The sequence below is a fragment of the Apibacter sp. B2966 genome (genome assembly GCF_011082485.1).
In the GTDB taxonomy this organism is placed as follows: Bacteria; Bacteroidota; Bacteroidia; order Flavobacteriales; family Weeksellaceae; genus Apibacter.
In genome coordinates this window covers 68,035-90,480 of record NZ_CP049714.1, presented here as the reverse complement: position 1 = coordinate 90,480, position 22,446 = coordinate 68,035, and the positions used below count along the sequence as shown (strand labels likewise).

The following is a 22,446-nucleotide window of genomic DNA, read 5'->3' as shown; positions in this document are numbered from 1 at the left end:
TAATTTTTTTATGGGATTGAATTTTATATTCCAAAAAAATAAAATTAAGATCATTACCATGATGATAAATTATCTGTTTTAGTGACCCTTAATTTTATTAGTTTTAAATACAATATACGTATGCATATTTTTACAATTGATTCATATACTTTATACTATCTTTTTGGTTTTGCAATTGGTAAAATATGGATAATCGGAACTGAGCTTTATTTAAAAAATGGGTTGAATGAACAATTTGACAAGGCTTGGTTTTTAAGAAATTTGATCAATTTTTTTATAAATTTAAATAGTTATTAATAAGCTCAATAAACGGGATCTATTGGGAAACTTTAGACATTTATTATAATGGATATTTTTTAACTCATGTCATGAATTTATGAGTAGAAAAAATTTATATCTTATTTAATATACTGATTTAAATTACGATAAAGTTTTCGAAATGATAGCATCTGAAAATCCTATTTTTTTATAGATTTCCAATAATTTTTTGGCTGAATCGTAATTACTCACTTTCCCGCTGGTATATATGTATAAATTGTTATCCGTTTTTTGTCTTATTACATTATTTAATCCCCTGAAAATAGCATCTCTTTCTCTGTATTTTTTAGGTGATACAAATAATTCAATGGTATAGTATAGACCGGTTACCACTTCTTTTTCATTAAATTCAACTATAGAAGCATCTGTATACCCGGCTTCTTTGGCAATTTTTAATGTCGCTTCACTTTCAGATCGTAAATTGGTACTTCCTGCATAATATATATACTTACCGTTTGATTTTACAATTTCAACATTTTTCATACCTCTAAGTTGCAAGGAATTAGGACTGTATCTGTTGAATGATGCTAAGAATTGTACCTTTAGTGATAAGTTACTGTCCACCGGATTTTCAACAACTTGTTGAATTTCTTCCTCCGCTTTTTTCTCTGATTTTTTATCGTATTCTTTTTTATAGCTTAAAAAAGCTTCGTAAATATCTTTAGCTATAGTATTTTGTCCATCTTCTGAAGCTAAATATTGTCCTTCTTGAGGATTAGAGATGAAACCGGTTTCAATTAATACTGAAGGCATGGCTGTTTGAACTAACACCAAAAAACCGGCTTGTTTTACTCCTCTGGAAAATCGATTTTCTTTTTTAAAATTATTTTCCACATAGCTGGCCATTTTTAAACTGTTTTCTAAGTATATGTTTTGCATCAATGTGAGGCCTATTACCGATTCGGGTGATGAGGGGTTGAATCCTTCATAAGTCGTTTGATAATCTTTTTCCATATAAATAACCTCATTTTCCCTTTTTGCAACATCAAAATTATCTCTATTTCGATGAGCTCCCAGTACAAAGGTTTCCGTACCGTACGGGGCACTTTTAGGGCTTGAATTACAGTGTATGGAAATAAATAAGTTGGCTTTTCCTTTATTGGCAATATCTGCGCGGGTCATTAATGGAATAAATTCATCTGTCTTTCGAGTATAAATAACTTCTACATCTTTATTATTATTTTCAATCATGGCTCCAACTTTTAAAACCAATGAAAGATTTACATCTTTTTCATTGGCATAGGCTCCTCTGGCACCATTATCATGCCCGCCATGTCCGGCATCCAAAACTAAGGTAAAATCTTTTTTTTGTGAAGATAAAGAGCCGGTGAAAAAAATTAAAGTTATTAGTAGTATATTTTTTAAGTTAAATATTGTTAAAACTCTCATTAATTCTTTTTTTTGATTAATTTTGACAGCAAAATTTTTTCTGAATTTATATGCTTTGATCAATTCAAGTTTCAAATATAATATACTTTATTTATTTTTTCTAATTTTTAACATTCTCTTAGCACAGGAAAAAAGAGTTAAAACCCTTTCTGACACTGTAAAAATCCCTACTGATTCTATATCAGTCAATAAAGAAAAGCTTGAAAATATTGTGGACACTAAAGGGGATGAAATTCGTAATGTTTTTTCAAAAAAATTAACCTATCTGATCCATAATGCACAAGTCAGCTATCAGGATATGACCATTAAGGCAGATTATATTGTTATGGATTGGAATACCGGAGACATTTTAGCTCGTGGAAAAGTGGACAGTTTAGGACGAATTATTGATAATATAAAATTTATTCAGGGAGGAAAAGAGTATGAATATACAGAAGCCCAATTTAATATGAATACTAAACAGGGTACGGCTTTTAATATTCGAACGGAAGAAGATGAAATGGCAATTATTGCTAAGAAAGCCAAAAGAATGAATGATGAAGAATATTATATGAGGGGGGATTTATGACTACGGATGAATATTTTAAAGCAAAAAAAGATTCTATTCCTGATTATGGTTTATCGACCAATAAAATGAAAGTTATTACCGGTAAAAATCAAAAAACCATCATTGCAGGACCTACCACGATGTATATTGAGCAAGTCCCGACTCCATTCATTTTACCCTTTTTATATTTGCCTTCTACCGGCAGCAACAGACAAGCGGGAATTTTAATCGGAACGTTCGGTGAACGGCAAAATAAAGGATTTTATTTAGAAAGATGGGGAATTTATGTTCCCATTGGTGAATATTTGGACTTAGAAAGCCGTTTTGGATTTTATACTAAAGGAAGCTGGATGATCGATAATCGATTAAGATATTTGAATCGTTACAAATATTCCGGTAATTTAAATTTTATTTATGAAAAAAATATAAACAGCACCAAAGGACTGGATGATTATTCTGAAATTGAAAATTATCGTATTACCTGGTCTCATTTACAAGATGCCAAAGCCAATCCGAATTTATCTTTTAACGCATCGGTAAATTTTATGAGTCAGAATTACTATAACAACAGCATATATAATCAAAATGCTTTACATGGTAATGTAAATAATAATCAGACTTCATCATCAATTTCTTTGGTTAAAAGATTTAATAATAATCCCTTAACTATTTCACTTAATACCTCCGCTTCGCAAAATATTTCAACCGGCGATGTAACCATGGTACTTCCTAATCTAACGGTTACGATGCCTCAAATTTATCCTTTTAAACCTAAATCAGGACCTAAGAAAACCATTTGGCACAATATCTATATGGATTATAAAATGAATCTTCAAAATTCATTGAATACGACTACTGACGATATGTTTACATCAAAAATGTTTAAAAACTCTAATAACGGAATGAAAAATTCCACCAGTTTTGGTACTACTTCCACACTTTTTAATTATTTTCAATTAGGTATCAATGGTAATTATCGAGAAATCTGGACTACAAAGACTATAAGAAGGGACTATAATGCTTCTACGGATAAGGTTGAAACATTTAATAAAGATGGATTTAAAACTTTCCGAACTTTTGACGGGTCCCTTAATTTAACAACGACTTTGTATGGTATCGCCAACTTTAAAAAAGAAAGTATGATTCAGGCAATCCGTCATATGATATCTCCTACGATCAGCTATGGTTTTATGCCTGACTTCTCTAAAGATTCTTGGGGATATTACGGTACGTACACAGATAAAGATGGAAAGAAAGTAAAATATTCTTATTTTGAAGGAAATGTCATGGGTAATCCTTCCAATTATGAAAACAGTGCCATAAATATTTCCCTTGCTAACAATCTTGAAATGAAGGTTAGAAATAAAAAAGAATCCAGCGGTTTTAAAAAGATAAAAATATTCGAATCTTTAAATATCAATACATCTTATAATTTTGCTGCAGATTCTTTGAAATGGAGTCCTATTAATGCTTCGGGTTCATCTTCTTTATTTAATTCTAAATTACGTGTTAATTATGCCATGAGGGTAAATCCTTATAAAATAGTATTTGATACTCCCGAATCAACAGTAGGTCATGCTATTGATAAGTTTGGATATTTTACTATTGCCAGTTATACGATGGGATTGAACTTTTCTTTGGATGAATCATTATTCGGTGAAAAAAAAGTAATTAAATATAAGAAGCAAGGAACAGTTAGATATGAAAAATACTACTTTGATGATGAAAATTACGCCCATTTCGATATGCCTTGGAAATTGGACGTAGGATTGAATTATGCTTCTACGAAAGAATATAATAGAAATACTAATGTTACTGCTACGGTAAATCTTTCGGGAGAAATCTCCCCTTCTCCGTATTGGAAGATTACTGCATCTACTAATTACGATTTGGAAAGTAAAGAATTCGGATACACTCGACTAGGATTTATGAGAGATTTGAGAAGTTTTAATATTAATTTTAATTGGGTTCCCATTTCTTCAAGTTATAACAAGACATGGAGTTTTTATATAGGAGTAAAAGCAGCCATATTAAAAGATGCGGTAAAATACGAGGCTAAAAATTTCAATGACAATGCAAGTTTTTAAAAAATTTGTATATTTAATTCATGATTAAAAAAATAATTAATACTGAAAAAGCTCCTGCAGCTATTGGACCTTATTCTCAAGCGATTAAGGTTAACAACTTTTTATTTGTTTCCGGACAAATACCGGTAAATCCGCAAACCGGTGAAATTCCTGCTTCCATTGAGGATCAAACTCATCAGGTTATGAAAAATATTGAAGCAATTTTAAGTGAAGCTAATTTAAATTGGAATAATTTGGTTAAAACTACCATCTTTCTTCAAAATTTATCTGATTTTGCCACGGTTAATGAAATATATGCTTCTTATTTTTCTGATGCGTATCCGGCCCGTGAATGTGTACAAGTCTCAGCCTTACCCAAAAATGTTTTAATTGAAATTTCAGTTATTGCTACAGAATTATAAAACGAAATGATAAGAAATACTCTTGCAGTTATATCCGGGCTTTTAGTAGCCATTACAATAATTACTCTTTCTGTTATGATAAATTCTTATTGGATACCTTATAATTATAAAGGTCTTCCTATAGAATATTGGAGATCCATTGTTCGTACTGCTAAAGGCGAATTCTTTATAGCTTTATTAATTTCTTCCGGGATTGGTTCTCTCTTAGGAGGTATAGTTTGCGCTTTATTAGTAAAAACAGCAAAAACTGCTTATGCTATGTTGATCGGATTTATACTTTTACTAACTGCTATTATTTCTGTTTTTACATTTAAAGGACATCCCACCTGGTATATAATAAGTATGTTTTTTATATTTTTTCCATTCTCTTGGCTGGGGGCTAAAATAGTGGAATGGTTACAAAATAAAAAAATAATAGATTCACAAAAAAACAAGTAATTCTACATTCGTATAGTTTTCATCAACAGCTCCACTACTTCGTAAGCAGCCGGACATATGACTGTATTTTTTAAGGTTAATTTATTAATCTGATAGAATTTTTTACGATCCGTATGGGGATATTCTTTACATGCTTTCGGACGTACTTCATAGATGGAACAATAATTGGAACTGTCTAAAAACGGACAAGGCAATTGTTTAAAAATCCAGTCATTATCTTCATCTTTATACAAATATTGATCTATAAAATCAATCGGTTTCATTCGTAAATATTTAGATATTCTTTCGATGTCTTTTTCCAAAAACAAAGGTCCGGTAGTTTTGCAACAATTAGCACATTGTAGGCAATCTATACGTGAGAAAACTTTATCATGAATTTCGATTAATTCTTGATCCAATTTTTTGGGCTTCTTATTTTTGAGTTTTTCTAAATATTTTTTGTGTTCTGAAGTTTTTTTTAATGCTTCGTTTTTGTATTTATCTAAATTCATTAAACTTTTGTGTATATTATTTAATTTAAAATATTAGCCCTTTTTAATTGAAAAAGGATGATATTTTTCTATCGTATCTCTTAGTTGTTGATTATCTAAATGGGTATATATTTCTGTTGTGGTAATACTTTCATGTCCCAGCATTTGCTGAATTGAACGTAAATCGGCACCATTTTTCAGTAATACCGTTGCAAAAGAATGCCTGAATGTATGGGGGGAAACTTTCTTTTTGATTCCGGCCTTTTCTGCAATATTTTTTATTATTATAAAAATCATTTCACGTGTTAGCTGCCCTCCTCTTCTATTTAGAAAAAGTATATCTTCACATTTAGGTTTCGGGTTTAAATGAATACGAGTTGAGTCTTTATAAAGATTTATATATTTAATCGTCCAATCCGATACAGGTACTAATCTTTGTTTATTCCCTTTTCCGATAACTCTAATAAAATTTTCATCTAAATATAAATCGGAAAGTCGTAAATTAATTAATTCTGAAACACGAAGGCCACATCCATATAATGTTTCAATAATGGTACGGTTTCTCTCTCCTTCTGATTGGGATAAGTCTATTGACTGTATTATAGTTAATACTTCTTCATGGCTTAGCACGTCGGGAAGATATAGTCCAATTTTAGGACTTTCGAGCAATTCTGCCGGATTATCTTGCCTTTTTTCTTCTATTTGCAAAAATTTAAAAAACGATTTTAATGATGATATTACTCGTGCTTGAGACTTGGCTGAGGAAGATTTTTTTGCAAAATCATAAATAAAATCTTGAATTAAAAATCTATCTATAGTATATGGGGTAATGGACGTATAATGTTCGGTAAATTTTATTAGTTTTTTAATATCTCTTATATAAGCTAATTGTGTATTTTGAGAAAGGCCTTTTTCTAATAATAAATATTCTTGAAAATTATTTAATGCTAAGTTCCACTCCATGATAACAAAATTAAAATTTTATAAAAATATCTTTAATAAATAATCAACCTAAATAAGCAATTTAATTATCCTTATTTTAATACAATTTTGTAATTTTGATGAATAAATATAGAAAAATGTTTTTCAACTCTTTTGAATACGCAATTTTCCTCCCAACTATTTTTATTATTTATTGGTCTATTTTAAATAAAAATTTAAAGGTTCAAAATTTATTTGTTTTACTTGCAAGCTATTATTTTTATTCTTGTTGGGATTGGAAATTTTTATTTTTACTTGCTTTTTCAACGATACTTGATTTTACTAGTGGACTCAAAATTTACGAGTCAAATACACAAACAAAAAAAAAAATATGGTTAATAGTTAGTGTATCTATTAATTTAGGTTTTTTAGGTTTTTTCAAATATTATAATTTTTTTATTGAATCTTTTGCTGATTTAATTCAAAAATTGGGTTTTACTGCTCATTATTCAACTTTAAATATAGTTTTACCGGTCGGCATTTCATTCTATACTTTTCATGGCTTATCTTATGTATTTGATATTTACAACAAAAAAATCAAACCTACGCATAATTGGATTGAATATGCCTTATTCGTAAGCTTTTTTCCACTCCTGGTTGCCGGACCTATAGAAAGAGCCACTCACTTACTCCCTCAAATTGAAAGACAAAGAAAATTCAATTATGAACTTGCTGTAAGCGGTTTAAAACAAATTTTATGGGGGTTATTTAAAAAGATAGTAATTGCTGACAATTGTGCTAAAGCAGTCAATTTAATTTTTAATTCCTATGAGAGTCAATCGGGTGGAACTCTTTTTTTAGGTGCTATTTTGTTTTCATTTCAAATTTATGGTGATTTTTCAGGGTATTCTGACATAGCTTTGGGTTCAGGAAAGCTTCTTGGTATTAAGTTGATTAAGAATTTTAATTATCCCTATTTCTCAAGAAGTATAGCTGAATTTTGGAGAAGGTGGCACATTTCTTTATCATCATGGTTTAAAGATTATCTGTATATTCCTCTAGGTGGAAGTAAAGGTGGAGTAATTAAGAGAATTAGAAACACTTTTATAATCTTTTTAGTTAGTGGTTTTTGGCATGGAGCAAATTGGACTTTTCTAGTATGGGGAGGATTAAATGCTCTATTTATTATGCCATCTATTGTTCTTAAAACTAACAGAAAAAATTTAGATATTGTTGCAAAAGGTAAAATTTTACCCAGTTTTAATGAAACTTTTAAAATACTATTTACATTTTTACTATCTTCATTTGCTTGGATTTTTTTTAGGGCAGAGTCTTTGAATCAAGCATTTAGTTACATAAATAGAATGATTGTTTTCCTTAGTTTACCGAATTTAAATTCATTAAATATATTTATTTTTCCGCTTTTAATATTTTTTATTGGGGTAGAATGGTTAGGTAGGGAGAATAATTATGCTATTGAAAAATTGTTTTATAAATCTAAAACTATTTTTCGATGGAGCTTTTATTATTTTATAATAATCTTATTAATTATTTTTGGGCAAAAAAATTCTCAAGAATTCATATATTTTCAGTTTTAATTGCTAATGATAAAATTCATCTATAAATTTATTGTTTTTTTTATACCTATAATATTTTTTTCTTATATTATAGATTATATCGTATCAAAAAAAATCAGAGAATCAGGAATAGGTGATTTTTCCGTTTGGGAAGATATTTATAAAGGCAAAATAAATTCAGATATCGTAATTTATGGTTCTTCGAGAGCTCTGAATCATATCGATCCTATTATTTTAGAAAATAAATTTAATACTACTTCTTATAATTTAGGAATGGCCGGACAACATGTTTGGTTGCAAAATTTAAGACATTTAGAATTTTTAAAATTCAATAAAATTCCAAAAGTTGTAATCTATTCTTTAGATGATTTGTTTTTTAGTAATCCTGAAGGAATTTATCAACCGGATCAATTTTCACCCTATTTATTTTGGCCCGAACATAAAGAAATTAAAGAGCAAATGTCTGTCTTTAAATTCCCTCATTTTACTTTTTATGATTATAACTTTCCATTAATAAGATATATAGATTCATTTTATGCTAAAAAAATATTTGAAATAGGAAACAATTTTTGCAACTCATTTTTTAATAAATTTTATTTAAAAATAAACGAAAAAAATACAAAGGATACTGAAAAATTACTATCAATTAATGATGATGTTGTTAAAATTCCTGTTGGAAGAATTAAAGGTTTCCTCCCTATCGATTCACATTGGAATAATGACTTAGAAAAAGCCTTATTTTCTGAAGAAAATATCGAAGTTTCAATAAATAAAAAGGGTATTTTATTATTTGAAAAAATTATTAATGAATTGAAAAGTAAAAATATATATATTATTTTAGTATATACTCCTGAATACATTGAAGGACAAAAATTTGTTAAAAACAGGAATCAAGTAATTAAAATATATAAAGATATTTCAAGTAAATATAACATTCCTTTTTTCAACTATTCAGAAGACTCTATGTCATTTAATAAAAGCTATTTTTTTAATTCGTTACATCTAAATGCCAATGGCGCTGAACTATTCTCTAAAAAATTAGCAAACGATTTAGATCCTATTTTGAGTAAGGTTCTCAATAAACATTAACAAAATATAATTAAATTAGCTTTCGAAAATAATTTAAGAAATTAATTTTTTTGTGATTTTCTAGAAATAATAAAATTAATTGGAAGTACAATATAGATATACATTTTATTAATAATGATATTAAATAATTTATAATAGTACATTTTTATCTTATCATCCGAGCTCTATTAGTTAAGAATAATTGATAAATAAAAAATAATGTTCATAATAAAGATAAAGTAAAAAATTTTATAATTTCTATAGTTTATATATAAAATGAGTTTAAAAGATTTACAACTACAAGTTGACCAATGGATTCAATCATATGGCGTAAGGTATTTTAACGAATTAACCAACATGGCTCAACTCACTGAAGAAGTGGGTGAAGTCGCCAGAATTATATCCAGAAGATACGGAGAACAATCTGAAAAAGAGTCCGATAAAAACAAAGATCTAGGTGAAGAATTAGCTGATGTTATTTTCGTTGTAGCTTGTTTAGCCAATCAAACTGGAATTGATTTGGAAAAAGCTTTTCAAAAAAAATTAAAGTCGACTACTCAACGCGACAGTGAAAGACATCATAACAATAAAAAATTACAATGAGGGAAATTTCAATCAATCTTTCCGGTTCAAAAAGTATTACCAATCGTGTATTAATACTAAATTCATTGTTCAATAATTCTCTACAACTACAAAACCTGTCGAAAAGCCAGGACAGTCAAATGATGAAAGAAGCTCTTTCTTCTAAAGAGCATTGCATTGATATACATCATGCCGGTACAGCTATGAGGTTTTTAACTGCATTTTTTTCAATTCAAGAAAATAGGAAAACTATTCTTACCGGCTCTCATCGAATGAAAGAACGCCCTATAAAAATTTTAGTGGATGCGTTAAATCAGTTAGGAGCGAATATTTCTTATGTTGAAAATGAAGGATATCCTCCATTAGAGATAAAGGGGAAAGGAATTAAAAGTAATATTATTAATTTACCGTCTAATATAAGTAGTCAATATATAACTGCATTATGCTTGATAGGAACTAAATTAGAAAAAGGTTTAGTTATAGAGTTAGATGGTAAAATTACTTCAAAACCTTACATTACTATGACTCTCCAGATTTTGAATAAAATAGGAATTAAAACCTTGTTTAACCAAAATAAAATTACAATATATCCGGTCAGTGAGATAAAAAATCAACCATTTATAATTGAAAGTGATTGGTCCTCTGCGTCTTATCATTATTCTATATGTGCTTTAAGCGAAAATTTAACTATTAAGTTAAAATATTTATTTGAAGATTCATTACAGGCAGATAGAAGAGCAGTGGATATTTATCAAAAATTTTTTGGCATTACTACTACCTTTAACACAAACGAAATAACCTTATGTAAGCAACCCAATTTTGAATATCCTAATTTTATAGAATTGGACATGAATGATTGTCCTGATATTGCGCAAACGGTAGCTTTAACTGCCTTTGGTCTACGTATTCCTATAAAAATTACGGGACTTGAAACTTTGAAGATCAAAGAAACCGATCGTTTAGTTGCACTAAAAAATGAAATAGAAAAATGCGGAGGTAAGGTAGAAATTACTGATAATTCTTTTACTCTTCTTAAAGTCAATTCTTTTAATGCTAATCAAAAAATTGAAACTTATAATGATCATCGAATGGCAATGAGTTTTGCTCCTTTAAAATTACTGTTTCCTTTAGAAATCAAAAATCCGGATGTAGTTGTAAAATCCTATGTGGAATTCTGGAATGATATGAAATTTTATGGAATAAAAAATCACATACAATCTAAATAATTAATACATTTCAATATTTGAATGCTTTTATATAAAATATTTAATATAAAATTAAAATAGTACCTTTGGTTTTTTTATATATCTATGATTTATAAAGTTTCTGTAATTGTACCTGTATATAATGTTGAACCCTATCTTCGTAAATGTTTAGATTCGCTTATAAATCAAACATGTAAAGAAATAGAAATAATTATTATTAACGATGGATCTACAGATAATTCACAATTAATCATTGACGAATATGCGTTAAAATATGATAATATAAAAACTATTGTTCAAAATAATAAAGGGTTAAGCGAAGCTAGAAATACCGGGATAAAACATTCATCCGGAGAGTTTTTGGCATTTGTTGACAGTGACGATTGGATTGAAAAAGATATGCTACATGAAATGATCAATCTAGCCAAAAAACATTCAGCAGACATAGTTTTATGTAGTCTTCAAAATATAAATGATCAAGGCAAAATAATAAAAAAATTACCTGAATTACACCAACTTCCTGAAAGGATTGATCTTACACAAGATTTCACAATATTTGGGGAAATGTCTTGTTTTGCATGTAATAAAATTTTTAAAAGGGAACTTTTTAACGACATCTCTTTTCCTAAAAATATGCATTTTGAAGATGTAGCTACGATTCCTCGATTATTTTTAAAAGCCCGAACTATTGCTAAATCTAATAAATATTTTTATCAATATCTAGTCAGGACAGGTTCAATAACCAGAAACTATACAATTAAAGGTATAAATATGTTTGATGCAATAGATATGGTCAAGCGTGATTTTATTAAAAGTGTATACATTAAAAACCTTCAAGATTGGCATAAGTTTATTATCTTTCAAGGATTTTATTGTTTTTTAGCCTATTATGCGTATGTAAAAAATTCAACTAGTAGAAACCAAATGTTTGCTAAACTCAGAAAAATAATAACAAGTGAACATATAACCAAAAAGCAAATTTTTACTTATAACAGATTTAAAAAAAATTATCTATGTTCATTAAGTTTAAAAAAAATAGTATTTTATGTATTACAATTAATTAAATTATAATTTAATGCTTCATCCTGTCTATTATATTATTTTATTTGTAATAACTTTTTTCTCATATATTGAAATATTCAATAATGGTACTAAGGCTAAAATAAAAGTACCTTATATTGTTATTTCCTCACTTTTAATATTTCTGTGTGGAATACGTGTTGCCCAAGGTGCCGATTATTGGCCCTATTTTAAACTATATATGGGTATCAATAAATATGTAAAATGGGACAAAGTTTTTAATGCAGATATTGAAGTAACTTATGTGATAATATCAAAAATTTTGGGATATTTTAAAATGCCCTTCTTTGCATTATTATTCATTTTTGGACTTATTTCAGTTTCTTTAAAAACATATACCTATTATAAATATTCTCCTTACCCTATGTTATCGCTAATGTATTTTTTTATGCCCAGTTATTTTTTTAGTGATTCCGGGCATATTAGACAAGCAGTGTCGATAGCATTTTGTTTATATTCCTATCAATATATTGAACAAAGAAAATTATTAAAATTTTTAATTTGTGTTTTTATTGGATATTATTTTCATAAAACATCTTTAATATTTATACCGGCCTATTGGATAACTAGATTAAATCTTTCAACTTTTTCCTGTTTTTTAATCATAATTTTTGCTATAATTATATCTCCTTTTAAACCTTATTTAATTTTTGAAAATTTATTTTCCAATATTTCATCTGATCTTATATCTGAAGCTACAGGAGGATTTTATTCTTATCGAAGTTTGGAAGGAACAGGATGGGGATTAAATGATATTGTAAAACTAATTTTTATAACTATTTTATTAGTAAACGATAAATATATATGTAATACAACTACTAATCCTAATTATAAAATGATAAGAAATTTAGTAGTAACCTATTATTTTTTATACTATTCTTTACGAGAAAATTCAATATTTTCAATAAGACTTCCTACTGTATACGGTGATTTTTGGACTATACTTATAGCGATGATCATAAAATATTCTAAAAATAACTATCGGATTATGATATATTATTTTTTAGTTGTATATATTTATTTGATGAGTTGGAGATTTTGGACTAATTCTGTTGCTTTAGGATTCGATAAAATGACTACTATATTTAGTGAAAATGTTGATATAAAATATTTTATTCCATATGAATTCATTAATGAAAATTAATTTAGGCGATAAATTTTTTATAAAAATATTTGATCTTTTAAGTTTAAATTATATTAGAGCCATCGGCTACTTATAAAATTATTAATTAATAAATAATTATCTAATGGATAATATGCCATCCGTTTCAATTATTACAGCAAATTACAACTCTGCCGATTATATTGTTGATACCATTGAATCAGTTTTAAATCAAACCTATAACGATTGGGAATGGTTGATTGTTGATGATGCTAGTACTGATCAATCTATTGAAATACTAAAAAAATATGACGATAAAAGAATTAAACTTATTGCATTAAAAGAAAACTCCGGAGCAGCTCTTGCTCGAAATCATGGTTTAAATAATGCTCAAGGAAGATATATAGCTTTTATAGATAGTGACGATATATGGCTACCTAATGCTCTAGAGGAAAGAATCAATTACTTAAAAAGAAATAATGAGGAAGCTGTATACACCTCTTATAAAAGGGTTGATGAAAATTTAAATCCCAGACTTACTGATTTTATTGCTGAAGATTCTATCAACTATAATCGTTTATTATATAATTGCCCTGTATTTATATCAACTTTAATATATGATTCTAAAAGAATAGGAAAAATTTTTTTTCCAAATGTTTATAGAAGAGAAGATTATGCAATGATCCTAAACTTATCTAAAAAAATAAAAAATATACGAGCATTAACTTTGCCTATGGTGATTTATAGAATAAGACATAACTCTTATTCAAGAAATAAGTGGTTAATGTTAAAACTCCAATTTTTAGTTTATCATAATTTTTTAAATCTACCATTATATAAATCTTTATTTTATACCGGACATTGGGCTTTTAATGGGTTAAAAAAATATAATAAATTTAGTATTGCACTTAATGATCACAATATGTAATATACTTTTATATACCTAAAATACACACAATTATTTGATTAGTAAATGAATAATTTTAACTATTAAAATTTTAAATAATAAAATCTCCCTACTAAAAATAGTAGGGAGATGTCATTTTATTAAAATATCTAAATTTAATTTTTAATTATTTTTTTAGTAATTATATTTTGATTCGCTTGAATTTTAACTATATAAATACCGGCAGGTTGTCCCTGAATATCCACATGGATTTCTTTTTCTTTTAGTTCTTTAGTATATACTATATTTCCATTTAAATTCATTATCTGTAATACACCATTTATTTTATCTTCTAAATAGATGGTAAATAAACCAGAAGTAGGATTGGGATATATTTGTATTAGAGATTTTATTAACTGGTCTTTATTTTCATTTTCAAAATTTGATTGTTTTTGGGAAATCGGAAAACTACCTTTTCCTACAGTTCCATCATATCTTGGAATATCGCGAGCACAACGTACATTCATAGCAGCATAAGCATTTAATCTATCTGCTGAAGAAAATACAAAATAATTATCGTTTCCTTTTTTATATTCTGCTCTAGCATTAAATGCCTTTATCTGATTAACCTCTATATACATAGTTGAAGACCATAATCCAAGTGCTTCATTTGACTTATAAATACTTGGAGAATTATCTGCACCTCGTATTCCTGTAGTTAAATATCCCCCAATTTTATAATTAGGATCATCAAAAATTATTCCCCATTTTCCATTAAGATTATATGGTTTTCCTCCATAATTATTTAAAGATTGTAAAGACTGCTCTATTCCTTCAACTGTTTTATAAGTGTAGTGGCCATTATACCAAGGAGAAAAACCTTGATTATAATCTTTATTACCACGCATGTGTCTAATAAAAGTGAAATCCGGTACTCTCCATCCATCCGGACATGGATCAAATGGAGACTTTTCTTCTCCATGTCCCCAACGATCAGCTGCAACGCCATTTTTATCAGATATCCAATCTATTAAATTTATATCATCATTATATAAGTAATCGATAGGATTATTTACCGAATACTTCAAAATTTTGCTTATTTTCTGATGTTGACTATCATTAGATTTTAAATCGGCCTTGTTGCTATATTCTGAATATTTTTGAATATAATTATTATTATACGCAGATTCAGTTAATGTTTCTGAATAATTCAAACTTCCATTAACAGTTGATCCTAAATAAATTTTTGTTTGATCAGCTTCGAAGGTAGGTATTGGATCTTTTCGCCCCCATTGGTAATGCATTCCTCCCGATAACTTTGCCTTAGCTATTAAACTATTATCATTGGGAGATTGATCTAAATTAGTTGGAAAAGCTTCTATAGCTCCCAAATTTCTATCCATAAATTCCGTTGTAAGTGGAGGTAAACCTGAATTAGTTGGATTGACTATTTGTGGAGAAATTTCCGTTAACACTTTTTCAGTTACATAAGTATAGGTATTTTGTTCTGGATCGCCATTAGGTACCCAAACTTGCCAACTCCAAATTACAGGATCTAATGAATTACCTCTTGAGCCTATATGTAGAGAAACTACAGCATTTCCAAATTGCCCGGAGTTTATTTTTACATAAATTTTAGCATTTTCACCTTTTCCCACTAAATATATTTTATCAATTAACTGCTTATTAGTTGTCCAATAAACATTAACTGATTGTTTACCTTGTGGCCACTCATGGTCTGTCAAATATTGATTATACATAGCATAAGCTTTATTAACAGGTATTTCTTTATCTTCTCCCTCTTTAATAATATAAGTATTGGGATTATTTATTCCTGTATAATAATCAATATAATCAGATTCTATATATTGAGTGGAAAAATCACTAATTTTAAATAAATTAGGATCCTGAATACAACGTATAGCTCCTGCTTCTCCATGTTCTGTATGAGAATCAAATCTTGATCTACCTCTTATTTTATTTTCCCCATCCAATAATTCAACTGGATCTGCCGTAGCAATTAGACTTCTAATATTAGCGTCTTCCCCCATGGTAGCACTTAACAAATACCCTTGATTATATTCATCTTGAAACAGAGCTCTTCCATCCTCTGTATATTTAAAAAATTTACCCGTCATTGGAATTTTTCCTATACTTCTGCGTGTTTCATCAGTAAAATCCATACCAAATCCAGGATAAATTTTCACACCTTTATACAAATCATTCCCATTTCTTTTAAAAAAATCTGTACCATATTGATGATTCCCTGTTACACCCGGAAGATCAATTCTTTGACGCCCCCAAGGAGAATTATCTGAAACTGAACCTGATTGAGCTGTATATGATGGAACTCGCCATCCATGTGGACAAGGATCAAATGGTGATTTTAATTGATAGGTGAAAGAATTTTTAAACTTACCAGATGTATTATCTCCCCATAGATTAAAACTTTCTTTTGTAAATTCATCAAATTTCCTTACACTGGTAAACCAATGAGTATAATTATTATTACTATTACCTTTATATACACGATTAATATATGTTAGCGGATTTTTAATTGAATATCCAATATTGAATTTCATATCTTCCGGGAAAGTATAATTGCTTAAATTCTCTCTAAAAACAACAAATTTTTTATTACTATTATCATAATCTAAGTATGTTACAGGATTTGAAGATACACTTCCTGATACTTCATATTTACTACCATCTTTGTATGTTAACGGGGGGATAGGATCTTTTCGTCCCCATTGATACATTAAGCCTCCTGTTTTAGTCCAACCATGACCTACTAAATTAGCACTCAATGCTCCGAGATTACGATCCATAAATTTCATCTCAAAAGTTTTTCCTTCCAAATTTTTTTCTTGATAATCACCAAATTTTCCGTTACTTAAAGGAATTTTATGACCAAATTGAGCTCCATTTGAGGGATCATCGGTTACCCATATATGCCAACTCCAAAATATTGGATCCAAATGATTTCCATTAGGTCCTACATGAAAAGCTATTAACGCATTTCCTTTTCCTCGCGCCTTATCTATCATTACTTTTATATTGGAGTCTTCTCCTTCTCCTTCTATTTTAGCGGAACGAACTAATCCTGGTTTATCTTCCCAATATACAGAAGCAGATAATTTACCTAATGGGATAGGCTCTTTTAAATTTTCATTAGTCTCCCACATAGTATAAGCTTTCTTTACCGGTATAAAAATACCTCCCAAATTTTCTTTTTTAGCTTTATCTATATCAAAAATATAACTATTGGGTGCTAAAGTATAATCTTTTTCGTTAGGTGGAGAAATATAAACTTTTGATGCTACGTTTATAGATTGCCTTGCTCTACTACTATTCACATATACCTTCACTTTTATGTGATAAGTTCCCGGTTTTAATACTTCTTCAGCCAATGGGTTCCTAGAATTGAACCATCCTTTAGCTCCATCATTCATCCAGGTAGTTTGAGTTATTTGAAATTCTTGATCTATTCCATTGGGATTTTCTTTAACAACATAGGTCCATTGCCTCATAAAAGCTAATGTCCTAATTTCTAAGTTTGCTATTGAACCTTTAGGTACTACAAAGGATTTACTTTTATAAATAAAATATCCTTCTCCCGGATCACCTGGCGCACCTGTAATCCATCTATCATTATAAGTATTATCTTTAAATTGTGGATAATACCAACCCGAGTAAGTATGCCTTGTGCGAGCAATGTGTTCTGAACCATCCGGACGAATACATTTCCAATCCGGGTCTTCAATTTCGATTGGCATAACGGAGCCGTCATCGAAACGTCCCGTACTTAGGTCAATTACTTTAACCTGGGCTTTTAATACTGAAAATAAAAAAATAAAAAGCCAGTAAATTTTTTTCATATTATTTATTTTATAAATTTAGAATACAAATATATATTTAATTTTGAAATATTTTATTTTGTATATTTAAATAATATTAAATATTATAAATTTAAAAACAATAATTATATTTAATTTATATCGTATTATAAATTTAATTTATTTTTAAACAATAATTTATCTCACGATAAACTTAATATTATCCCATATAAAACTTTCAACTCAATTTTTTTAGAAGAATTTGTGTTAATTCATTTTATTTGAAAATAATAAATAAAAATTTATTTAATTCAACAAAAAAACTTTATAAATATTAACTTTTTAAATATATCTTTGTTAGATTCATAATAATTGTACAATAACGTTAGTTATTAATTCGACTTAATGTAAATATGGAAGAAGTTGATATAAGAAATATTAAGTATTTTTTGGGAATTGATAGTTTCTATCTAAAATGTATATTGGGTTTTATAGGTTCATTCTTCTTAACGTATTTAACTATACCTAAAATTATTAGAGTTTCTTATAAAAAAAATTTAATGGCAAGACCTAAGGAAAGAAGTTCTCATCAAACGGAAACTCCTAATTTAGGTGGAATTTCAATTTTTTATTCTGTTACGATTATGTCTTCCATATGTGCTTATGAGTTATTTTCTTCCTATATTTTTTTATTTTCCGGAATTATTGTTCTATTCTTCATTGGACTAATGGATGATATCTTAGTTGTTGCACCGAATAAAAAATTTTATGCACAAATTGTTACCGCTCTAATGATTTCTGTGGGATCCAATGTTAGAATAGGTCATTTCTTTGGCATTTTCGGTATTAATCTACTCCCCTATTGGTTTAGTATTTTATTTACCGTTTTAATTTTTATTTTTTTAATAAATGCTTTCAATTTAATAGACGGAATCGATGGTTTAGCATCAGGTGTCGCAATCTTAGTTTGTTGTGCATTCATAATTACTTTTTGGAGATTGGGATCAATTAATTATCCTATGATTGTCTTAGCATTAACAATTATTGGAAGTCTTTTAGCCTTTCTCCATTATAATTTTTCCAAAAGGTATAAAATATTTATGGGTGACACCGGATCTATGATTATAGGATTTTTACTTTCATTTATGGGTATTAAATTCCTAAATTTATTTTTATTGCAATATCCATTCGGTACTCCGGTATATTGGATTCAAACAGCTCCAGTAATTGTTATTGCCATTTTAATTATTCCTATCATTGATACGTTATGTGTTTTTATGATACGTATATACAAAAAACGCTCTCCTTTTAATGCAGATAAAAATCATATGCATCATAGATATTTACGTTTAGGTTTATCTCACAAACAAGTTACGTTAGTTATAGTTGCAGAAAATGCTATAGTTATATTAGTTGCTTACTTTTTAAGACATATTAATGTTCATCTACTACTTATCATAATTTTATTATTGGGAATCATATTTTCTTTTCTCCCCTTATTATTAACTAAAATTATACACAAAAAACGTGAATAAAAACACCAAAATATATTTATCTCCTCCCAACATTGATCATTCTGAAATAGAAAATGTAGTTCAAGCTCTAAATAGTGGATGGATTTCACCTTTTGGATCCTACACAATTGATTTTACTAATAAATTATCTAATTATTTTAATAAAAATATTTTATTAACAAATAGTGGAACCTCTTCAATTCACCTTGCTTTAAAACTAACCAAAATTAAAGAAGGTGATTATGTTTTATGTTCTAATTTTACTTTTGCTGCTACTGCTTTTCCTATTTTATATGAAAAAGCTATTCCTGTATTTATAGGTTCTGAAAAAGAAACATGGAATTTATCTCCTGAATTTCTTCACTTCGCAATAGAAGATTTAAATAGAAAAGGTATAAAACCTAAAGTTTTAATCATTGCACATATTTACGGAATTTCAGCGCAAATGAATAAAATAATTGATATATGCAAGGATAATAACATCATAATCATAGAAGATGCAGCAGAGGCATTAGGTTCCTTTTACCATAATAAGCCTTTAGGCTCGATGGGCAACTATGGAATTATATCATTTAATGGAAATAAAATTATAACTACCTCTCAAGGGGGAGCCCTTATATTACCCAATAAAAAAAGCTTTAAGTATGCTGAAAAATTAGCTTTTCAAGCAAAAGAAAATGTCGATTTTTATAAACATAATGAATTAGGATATAACTACTCTACAAGTAATATTCTTGCCGCTTTAGGGAGTGCACAATTTGATAAATTGGAAAAAAAAGTAAAAAGAAGAAGATTTATTTTTGATTATTATCTTACAAATCTGGAAAAACGATTTACCATTGACTATCAAAAAGAATTAAATCACAGCTTTTCTAATCGTTGGCTAAGCTCTTTTATATTTCCAACCTCATTAAATAAAAAAATTAAAAGTTTGCTTGAAAAAAACAACATTGAATCAAGATTTCTTTGGAATCCACTAAATAATCAGAAAGTTTTTGAAAATTTTTCATATTATGGTGATTCTTTTTTTGAGAATAGGCTTTTCAAAAACGGACTGTGTCTACCATCCGGAGATAATTTGAACGATGAAGATTTAAATAAGATTATAACTATTATCGATAAAAATATTTAAAATATAATGCCAAACAAAGAAGATATAATCAAAATTCAAAATCAAAATATTTCCTTTGAAGAATTGTTTAATAAAAAAATAGATTATTCAAATAAAGAATATGATTATTTAAATCATAAAGTCATTTTAGTTACCGGTGGTGGAGGTTCTATAGGAAGCGTACTAATACAAAGATTATTGGAAAGTTCGTGTAAAAAAATTATAATCTTGGATCATTCTGAATATGCAATTTTTAAAATCAAGTTAAAATTTAAAGATGAAATTGACAATAATCGTTTACAATTATTTTTAGGAGATATTAGAAATAAAGAATTATTAAAAAAATTATTTTCTTTATTTTCTATTCAAATAATTTATCATGCCGCAGCTTATAAACATATTGATATTTTAGAAAATAACATAGAAGAGTCTCAATCTGTAAATATAGATGCTACATTGAATTTATTGGATATTGCGTTGACTAATCATGATGTCGAACAGTTTATTTTTATTTCAACCGATAAAGCTGTTCAACCCATAAATATTATGGGAATATCTAAAAGAATTGCGGAACTAAATCTTCTAAAAAAAATTATAAAAAAAGAAATTCCTACGACTTTAGAAATTAAAATTATTCGATTTGGAAACGTTTTCAATAGTAGCGGATCGGTTTTCACTATCTTTAAATATCAAATTGAAAATCAATTACCTATTACTATTACAAATAAAAACATGAACCGATATTTTATTTCCAAATATCAAGCCTCCAGAGGATTAATTGAAATAGTCTCTCCTATTAACCGTTCCGGGATATACATTTTAGATATGGGGAATTCTTATAATATTGATGACTTGTTAAACACATTTTTACAAAAATTAAATCTCGACTATAAGCCGAAAATTATTTATTTAAATAGAATTTCAAATTTTGAAAAATTTGAAGAACAATTATATTTTCCTTTTGAAGAAATTGAAAATAATATATCTATTTATAAAAAAATAATTTTAAATAATTATGATATAAGTAATATTGAAACAGAAATTACAAATCTTATGCAAATATTAAAAAATTAACTATTTTTGCAGTTTAAGTTATTATATGAAATTTAATCAAGCTATTTTTATTATTTCTTTTGCTTTATTTTTATGTTCTTGCATCGGTGTTAAAGATTTAAAATATCTTCAACCGAGCGAAAACCTACATTATAATGAATATGGATTAGTTCCGGTAATCTATGAAAACTACAGGGTAAAAAAAGATGATATTTTAGCAATGACCCTTATTACTTCGGATAAAAACGCTTCTCGATTTTTGAGCGAAGAAAACACTACAGCATTTAAAGGCGGTGCCAACAATGGAGATGGAAGGTTGAGAACTAGTGGATTAATTGTTGATGCCAATGGATATATAACCATATATGGATTAGGTGAATTCTATGTATATGGGTTAACTTTAAATGAAATAACAGATTTAGTTCAGTCTAAATTAAATGAAGTATTATATAATGATGGAAAAGCTGAAGTTCGAATGAATATAGGAGCCATCAAATATTATATGGTAGGCGAAATTGCATCACCCGGAGAAAAAACAGAGTTGTCTAACCGGGTAGATTTATTACAAGCGATAGCTAAATCAGGAGATTTAACAAGATACGCTGACAGGCGCCATATTAGAATCATCAGAGAATATCCGGAAGGTAAAAAAAACATTGTGCTTGATATAACCCGCGATGATATTCTAAACTCTCCCTATTTTTATTTACAATCTGGAGATCAAATTATTATAGACCCATTAAAAGAGAAAATATCTGGTTTAGGAGGAGGTACCACTATTGGAGATGTTACCCAATTCCTATCTGTAGGTATTCAGGCAATTACAACGTATTTATTTTTCAAAACATTATAATAAATTTT

At 28.1% G+C, this 22,446-nt stretch carries 19 protein-coding genes; 15 read left to right on the top strand and 4 right to left on the bottom strand.

What is annotated here, in order from left to right; translation table 11 throughout:
• Positions 1-420: 420 nt before the first annotated feature.
• Entirely contained in the window at positions 421-1,707 is a 1,287-nt protein-coding gene (locus G8C43_RS00350) for an N-acetylmuramoyl-L-alanine amidase (protein ID WP_166003274.1), read from the bottom strand.
• Positions 1,708-1,729: 22 nt separating this feature from the next.
• On the opposite strand from G8C43_RS00350, the gene G8C43_RS00345 reads away from it, so the two are divergent.
• Genes G8C43_RS00345 through G8C43_RS00330 form a run of 4 tightly spaced genes read left to right on the top strand, consistent with a single transcriptional unit; the run spans position 1,730 to position 5,180 of the window.
• Positions 1,730-2,275, top strand: a complete 546-nt coding sequence (locus G8C43_RS00345) for a hypothetical protein (protein WP_166003272.1) — start codon at positions 1,730-1,732, stop codon at positions 2,273-2,275.
• Entirely contained in the window at positions 2,272-4,341 is a 2,070-nt protein-coding gene (locus G8C43_RS00340; protein ID WP_166003270.1) for a putative LPS assembly protein LptD, read from the top strand. The genes G8C43_RS00345 and G8C43_RS00340 overlap by 4 nt, the downstream gene beginning before the upstream one ends.
• Positions 4,342-4,364: 23 nt before the next feature.
• The gene (locus tag G8C43_RS00335; RefSeq protein ID WP_221411581.1) at positions 4,365-4,742 is read left to right on the top strand and encodes a RidA family protein; all 378 of its coding nucleotides are present in this window, start codon (positions 4,365-4,367) and stop codon (positions 4,740-4,742) included.
• A 6-nt stretch (positions 4,743-4,748) separates the two neighbouring features.
• The gene (locus G8C43_RS00330; protein ID WP_105297028.1) at positions 4,749-5,180 is read left to right on the top strand and encodes a hypothetical protein; all 432 of its coding nucleotides are present in this window, start codon (positions 4,749-4,751) and stop codon (positions 5,178-5,180) included.
• Between the two features lie 2 nt (positions 5,181-5,182).
• On the opposite strand, the gene G8C43_RS00325 is transcribed toward G8C43_RS00330, so the two are convergent.
• Both G8C43_RS00325 and xerD read right to left on the bottom strand, forming a co-directional pair.
• A complete protein-coding gene (locus tag G8C43_RS00325; RefSeq protein ID WP_166003266.1) occupies positions 5,183-5,671 on the bottom strand; it encodes a YkgJ family cysteine cluster protein in 489 nt (162 codons plus the stop codon).
• A gap of 33 nt (positions 5,672-5,704) precedes the next feature.
• Complete coding sequence (xerD, locus tag G8C43_RS00320; protein ID WP_166003264.1) at positions 5,705-6,613, bottom strand: site-specific tyrosine recombinase XerD; 909 nt, start codon at positions 6,611-6,613, stop codon at positions 5,705-5,707.
• 116 nt (positions 6,614-6,729) lie between these two features.
• On the opposite strand from xerD, the gene G8C43_RS00315 reads away from it, so the two are divergent.
• The 7 genes from G8C43_RS00315 to G8C43_RS00285 all read left to right on the top strand — a co-directional run bounded on the left by G8C43_RS00315 (position 6,730) and on the right by G8C43_RS00285 (position 14,113).
• Positions 6,730-8,169 carry an MBOAT family O-acyltransferase gene (locus G8C43_RS00315; RefSeq protein ID WP_166005679.1) on the top strand — a complete coding sequence of 480 codons (1,440 nt, stop codon included), beginning with the start codon at positions 6,730-6,732 and terminating at the stop codon, positions 8,167-8,169.
• A 6-nt stretch (positions 8,170-8,175) separates the two neighbouring features.
• Complete coding sequence (locus G8C43_RS00310) at positions 8,176-9,237, top strand: hypothetical protein (protein WP_166003262.1); 1,062 nt, start codon at positions 8,176-8,178, stop codon at positions 9,235-9,237.
• Positions 9,238-9,492: 255 nt separating this feature from the next.
• A complete protein-coding gene (locus G8C43_RS00305) occupies positions 9,493-9,819 on the top strand; it encodes a nucleotide pyrophosphohydrolase (protein ID WP_160542348.1) in 327 nt (108 codons plus the stop codon).
• Complete coding sequence (locus G8C43_RS00300) at positions 9,816-11,024, top strand: 3-phosphoshikimate 1-carboxyvinyltransferase (protein ID WP_166003260.1); 1,209 nt, start codon at positions 9,816-9,818, stop codon at positions 11,022-11,024. Before G8C43_RS00305 ends, G8C43_RS00300 begins: the two co-directional genes overlap by 4 nt.
• An 84-nt stretch (positions 11,025-11,108) precedes the next feature.
• A complete protein-coding gene (locus G8C43_RS00295) occupies positions 11,109-12,074 on the top strand; it encodes a glycosyltransferase family 2 protein (RefSeq protein WP_255490387.1) in 966 nt (321 codons plus the stop codon).
• A gap of 4 nt (positions 12,075-12,078) precedes the next feature.
• Entirely contained in the window at positions 12,079-13,227 is a 1,149-nt protein-coding gene (locus G8C43_RS00290) for an EpsG family protein (protein ID WP_166003258.1), read from the top strand.
• A 103-nt stretch (positions 13,228-13,330) separates the two neighbouring features.
• Positions 13,331-14,113, top strand: coding sequence for a glycosyltransferase family 2 protein (locus G8C43_RS00285; RefSeq protein WP_255490386.1), 783 nt, complete (start codon positions 13,331-13,333; stop codon positions 14,111-14,113).
• Positions 14,114-14,247: 134 nt separating this feature from the next.
• Here G8C43_RS00285 and G8C43_RS00280 read toward each other — a convergent pair whose 3' ends face one another.
• Entirely contained in the window at positions 14,248-17,949 is a 3,702-nt protein-coding gene (locus G8C43_RS00280; protein ID WP_166003256.1) for a T9SS type A sorting domain-containing protein, read from the bottom strand.
• Between the two features lie 371 nt (positions 17,950-18,320).
• Here G8C43_RS00280 and G8C43_RS00275 point away from each other — a divergent pair, with 371 nt between their 5' ends.
• Genes G8C43_RS00275 through G8C43_RS00260 form a run of 4 tightly spaced genes read left to right on the top strand, consistent with a single transcriptional unit; the run spans position 18,321 to position 22,438 of the window.
• Complete coding sequence (locus G8C43_RS00275) at positions 18,321-19,442, top strand: glycosyltransferase family 4 protein (protein WP_166003254.1); 1,122 nt, start codon at positions 18,321-18,323, stop codon at positions 19,440-19,442.
• Positions 19,435-20,553: a DegT/DnrJ/EryC1/StrS family aminotransferase gene (locus G8C43_RS00270; protein WP_166003252.1), complete on the top strand. Its 1,119-nt coding sequence runs from the start codon at positions 19,435-19,437 to the stop codon at positions 20,551-20,553. The genes G8C43_RS00275 and G8C43_RS00270 overlap by 8 nt, the downstream gene beginning before the upstream one ends.
• A gap of 6 nt (positions 20,554-20,559) precedes the next feature.
• Entirely contained in the window at positions 20,560-21,606 is a 1,047-nt protein-coding gene (locus G8C43_RS00265; RefSeq protein ID WP_166003250.1) for a polysaccharide biosynthesis protein, read from the top strand.
• A gap of 25 nt (positions 21,607-21,631) precedes the next feature.
• Positions 21,632-22,438: a polysaccharide biosynthesis/export family protein gene (locus G8C43_RS00260; RefSeq protein WP_166003247.1), complete on the top strand. Its 807-nt coding sequence runs from the start codon at positions 21,632-21,634 to the stop codon at positions 22,436-22,438.
• Positions 22,439-22,446 lie beyond the last annotated feature (8 nt).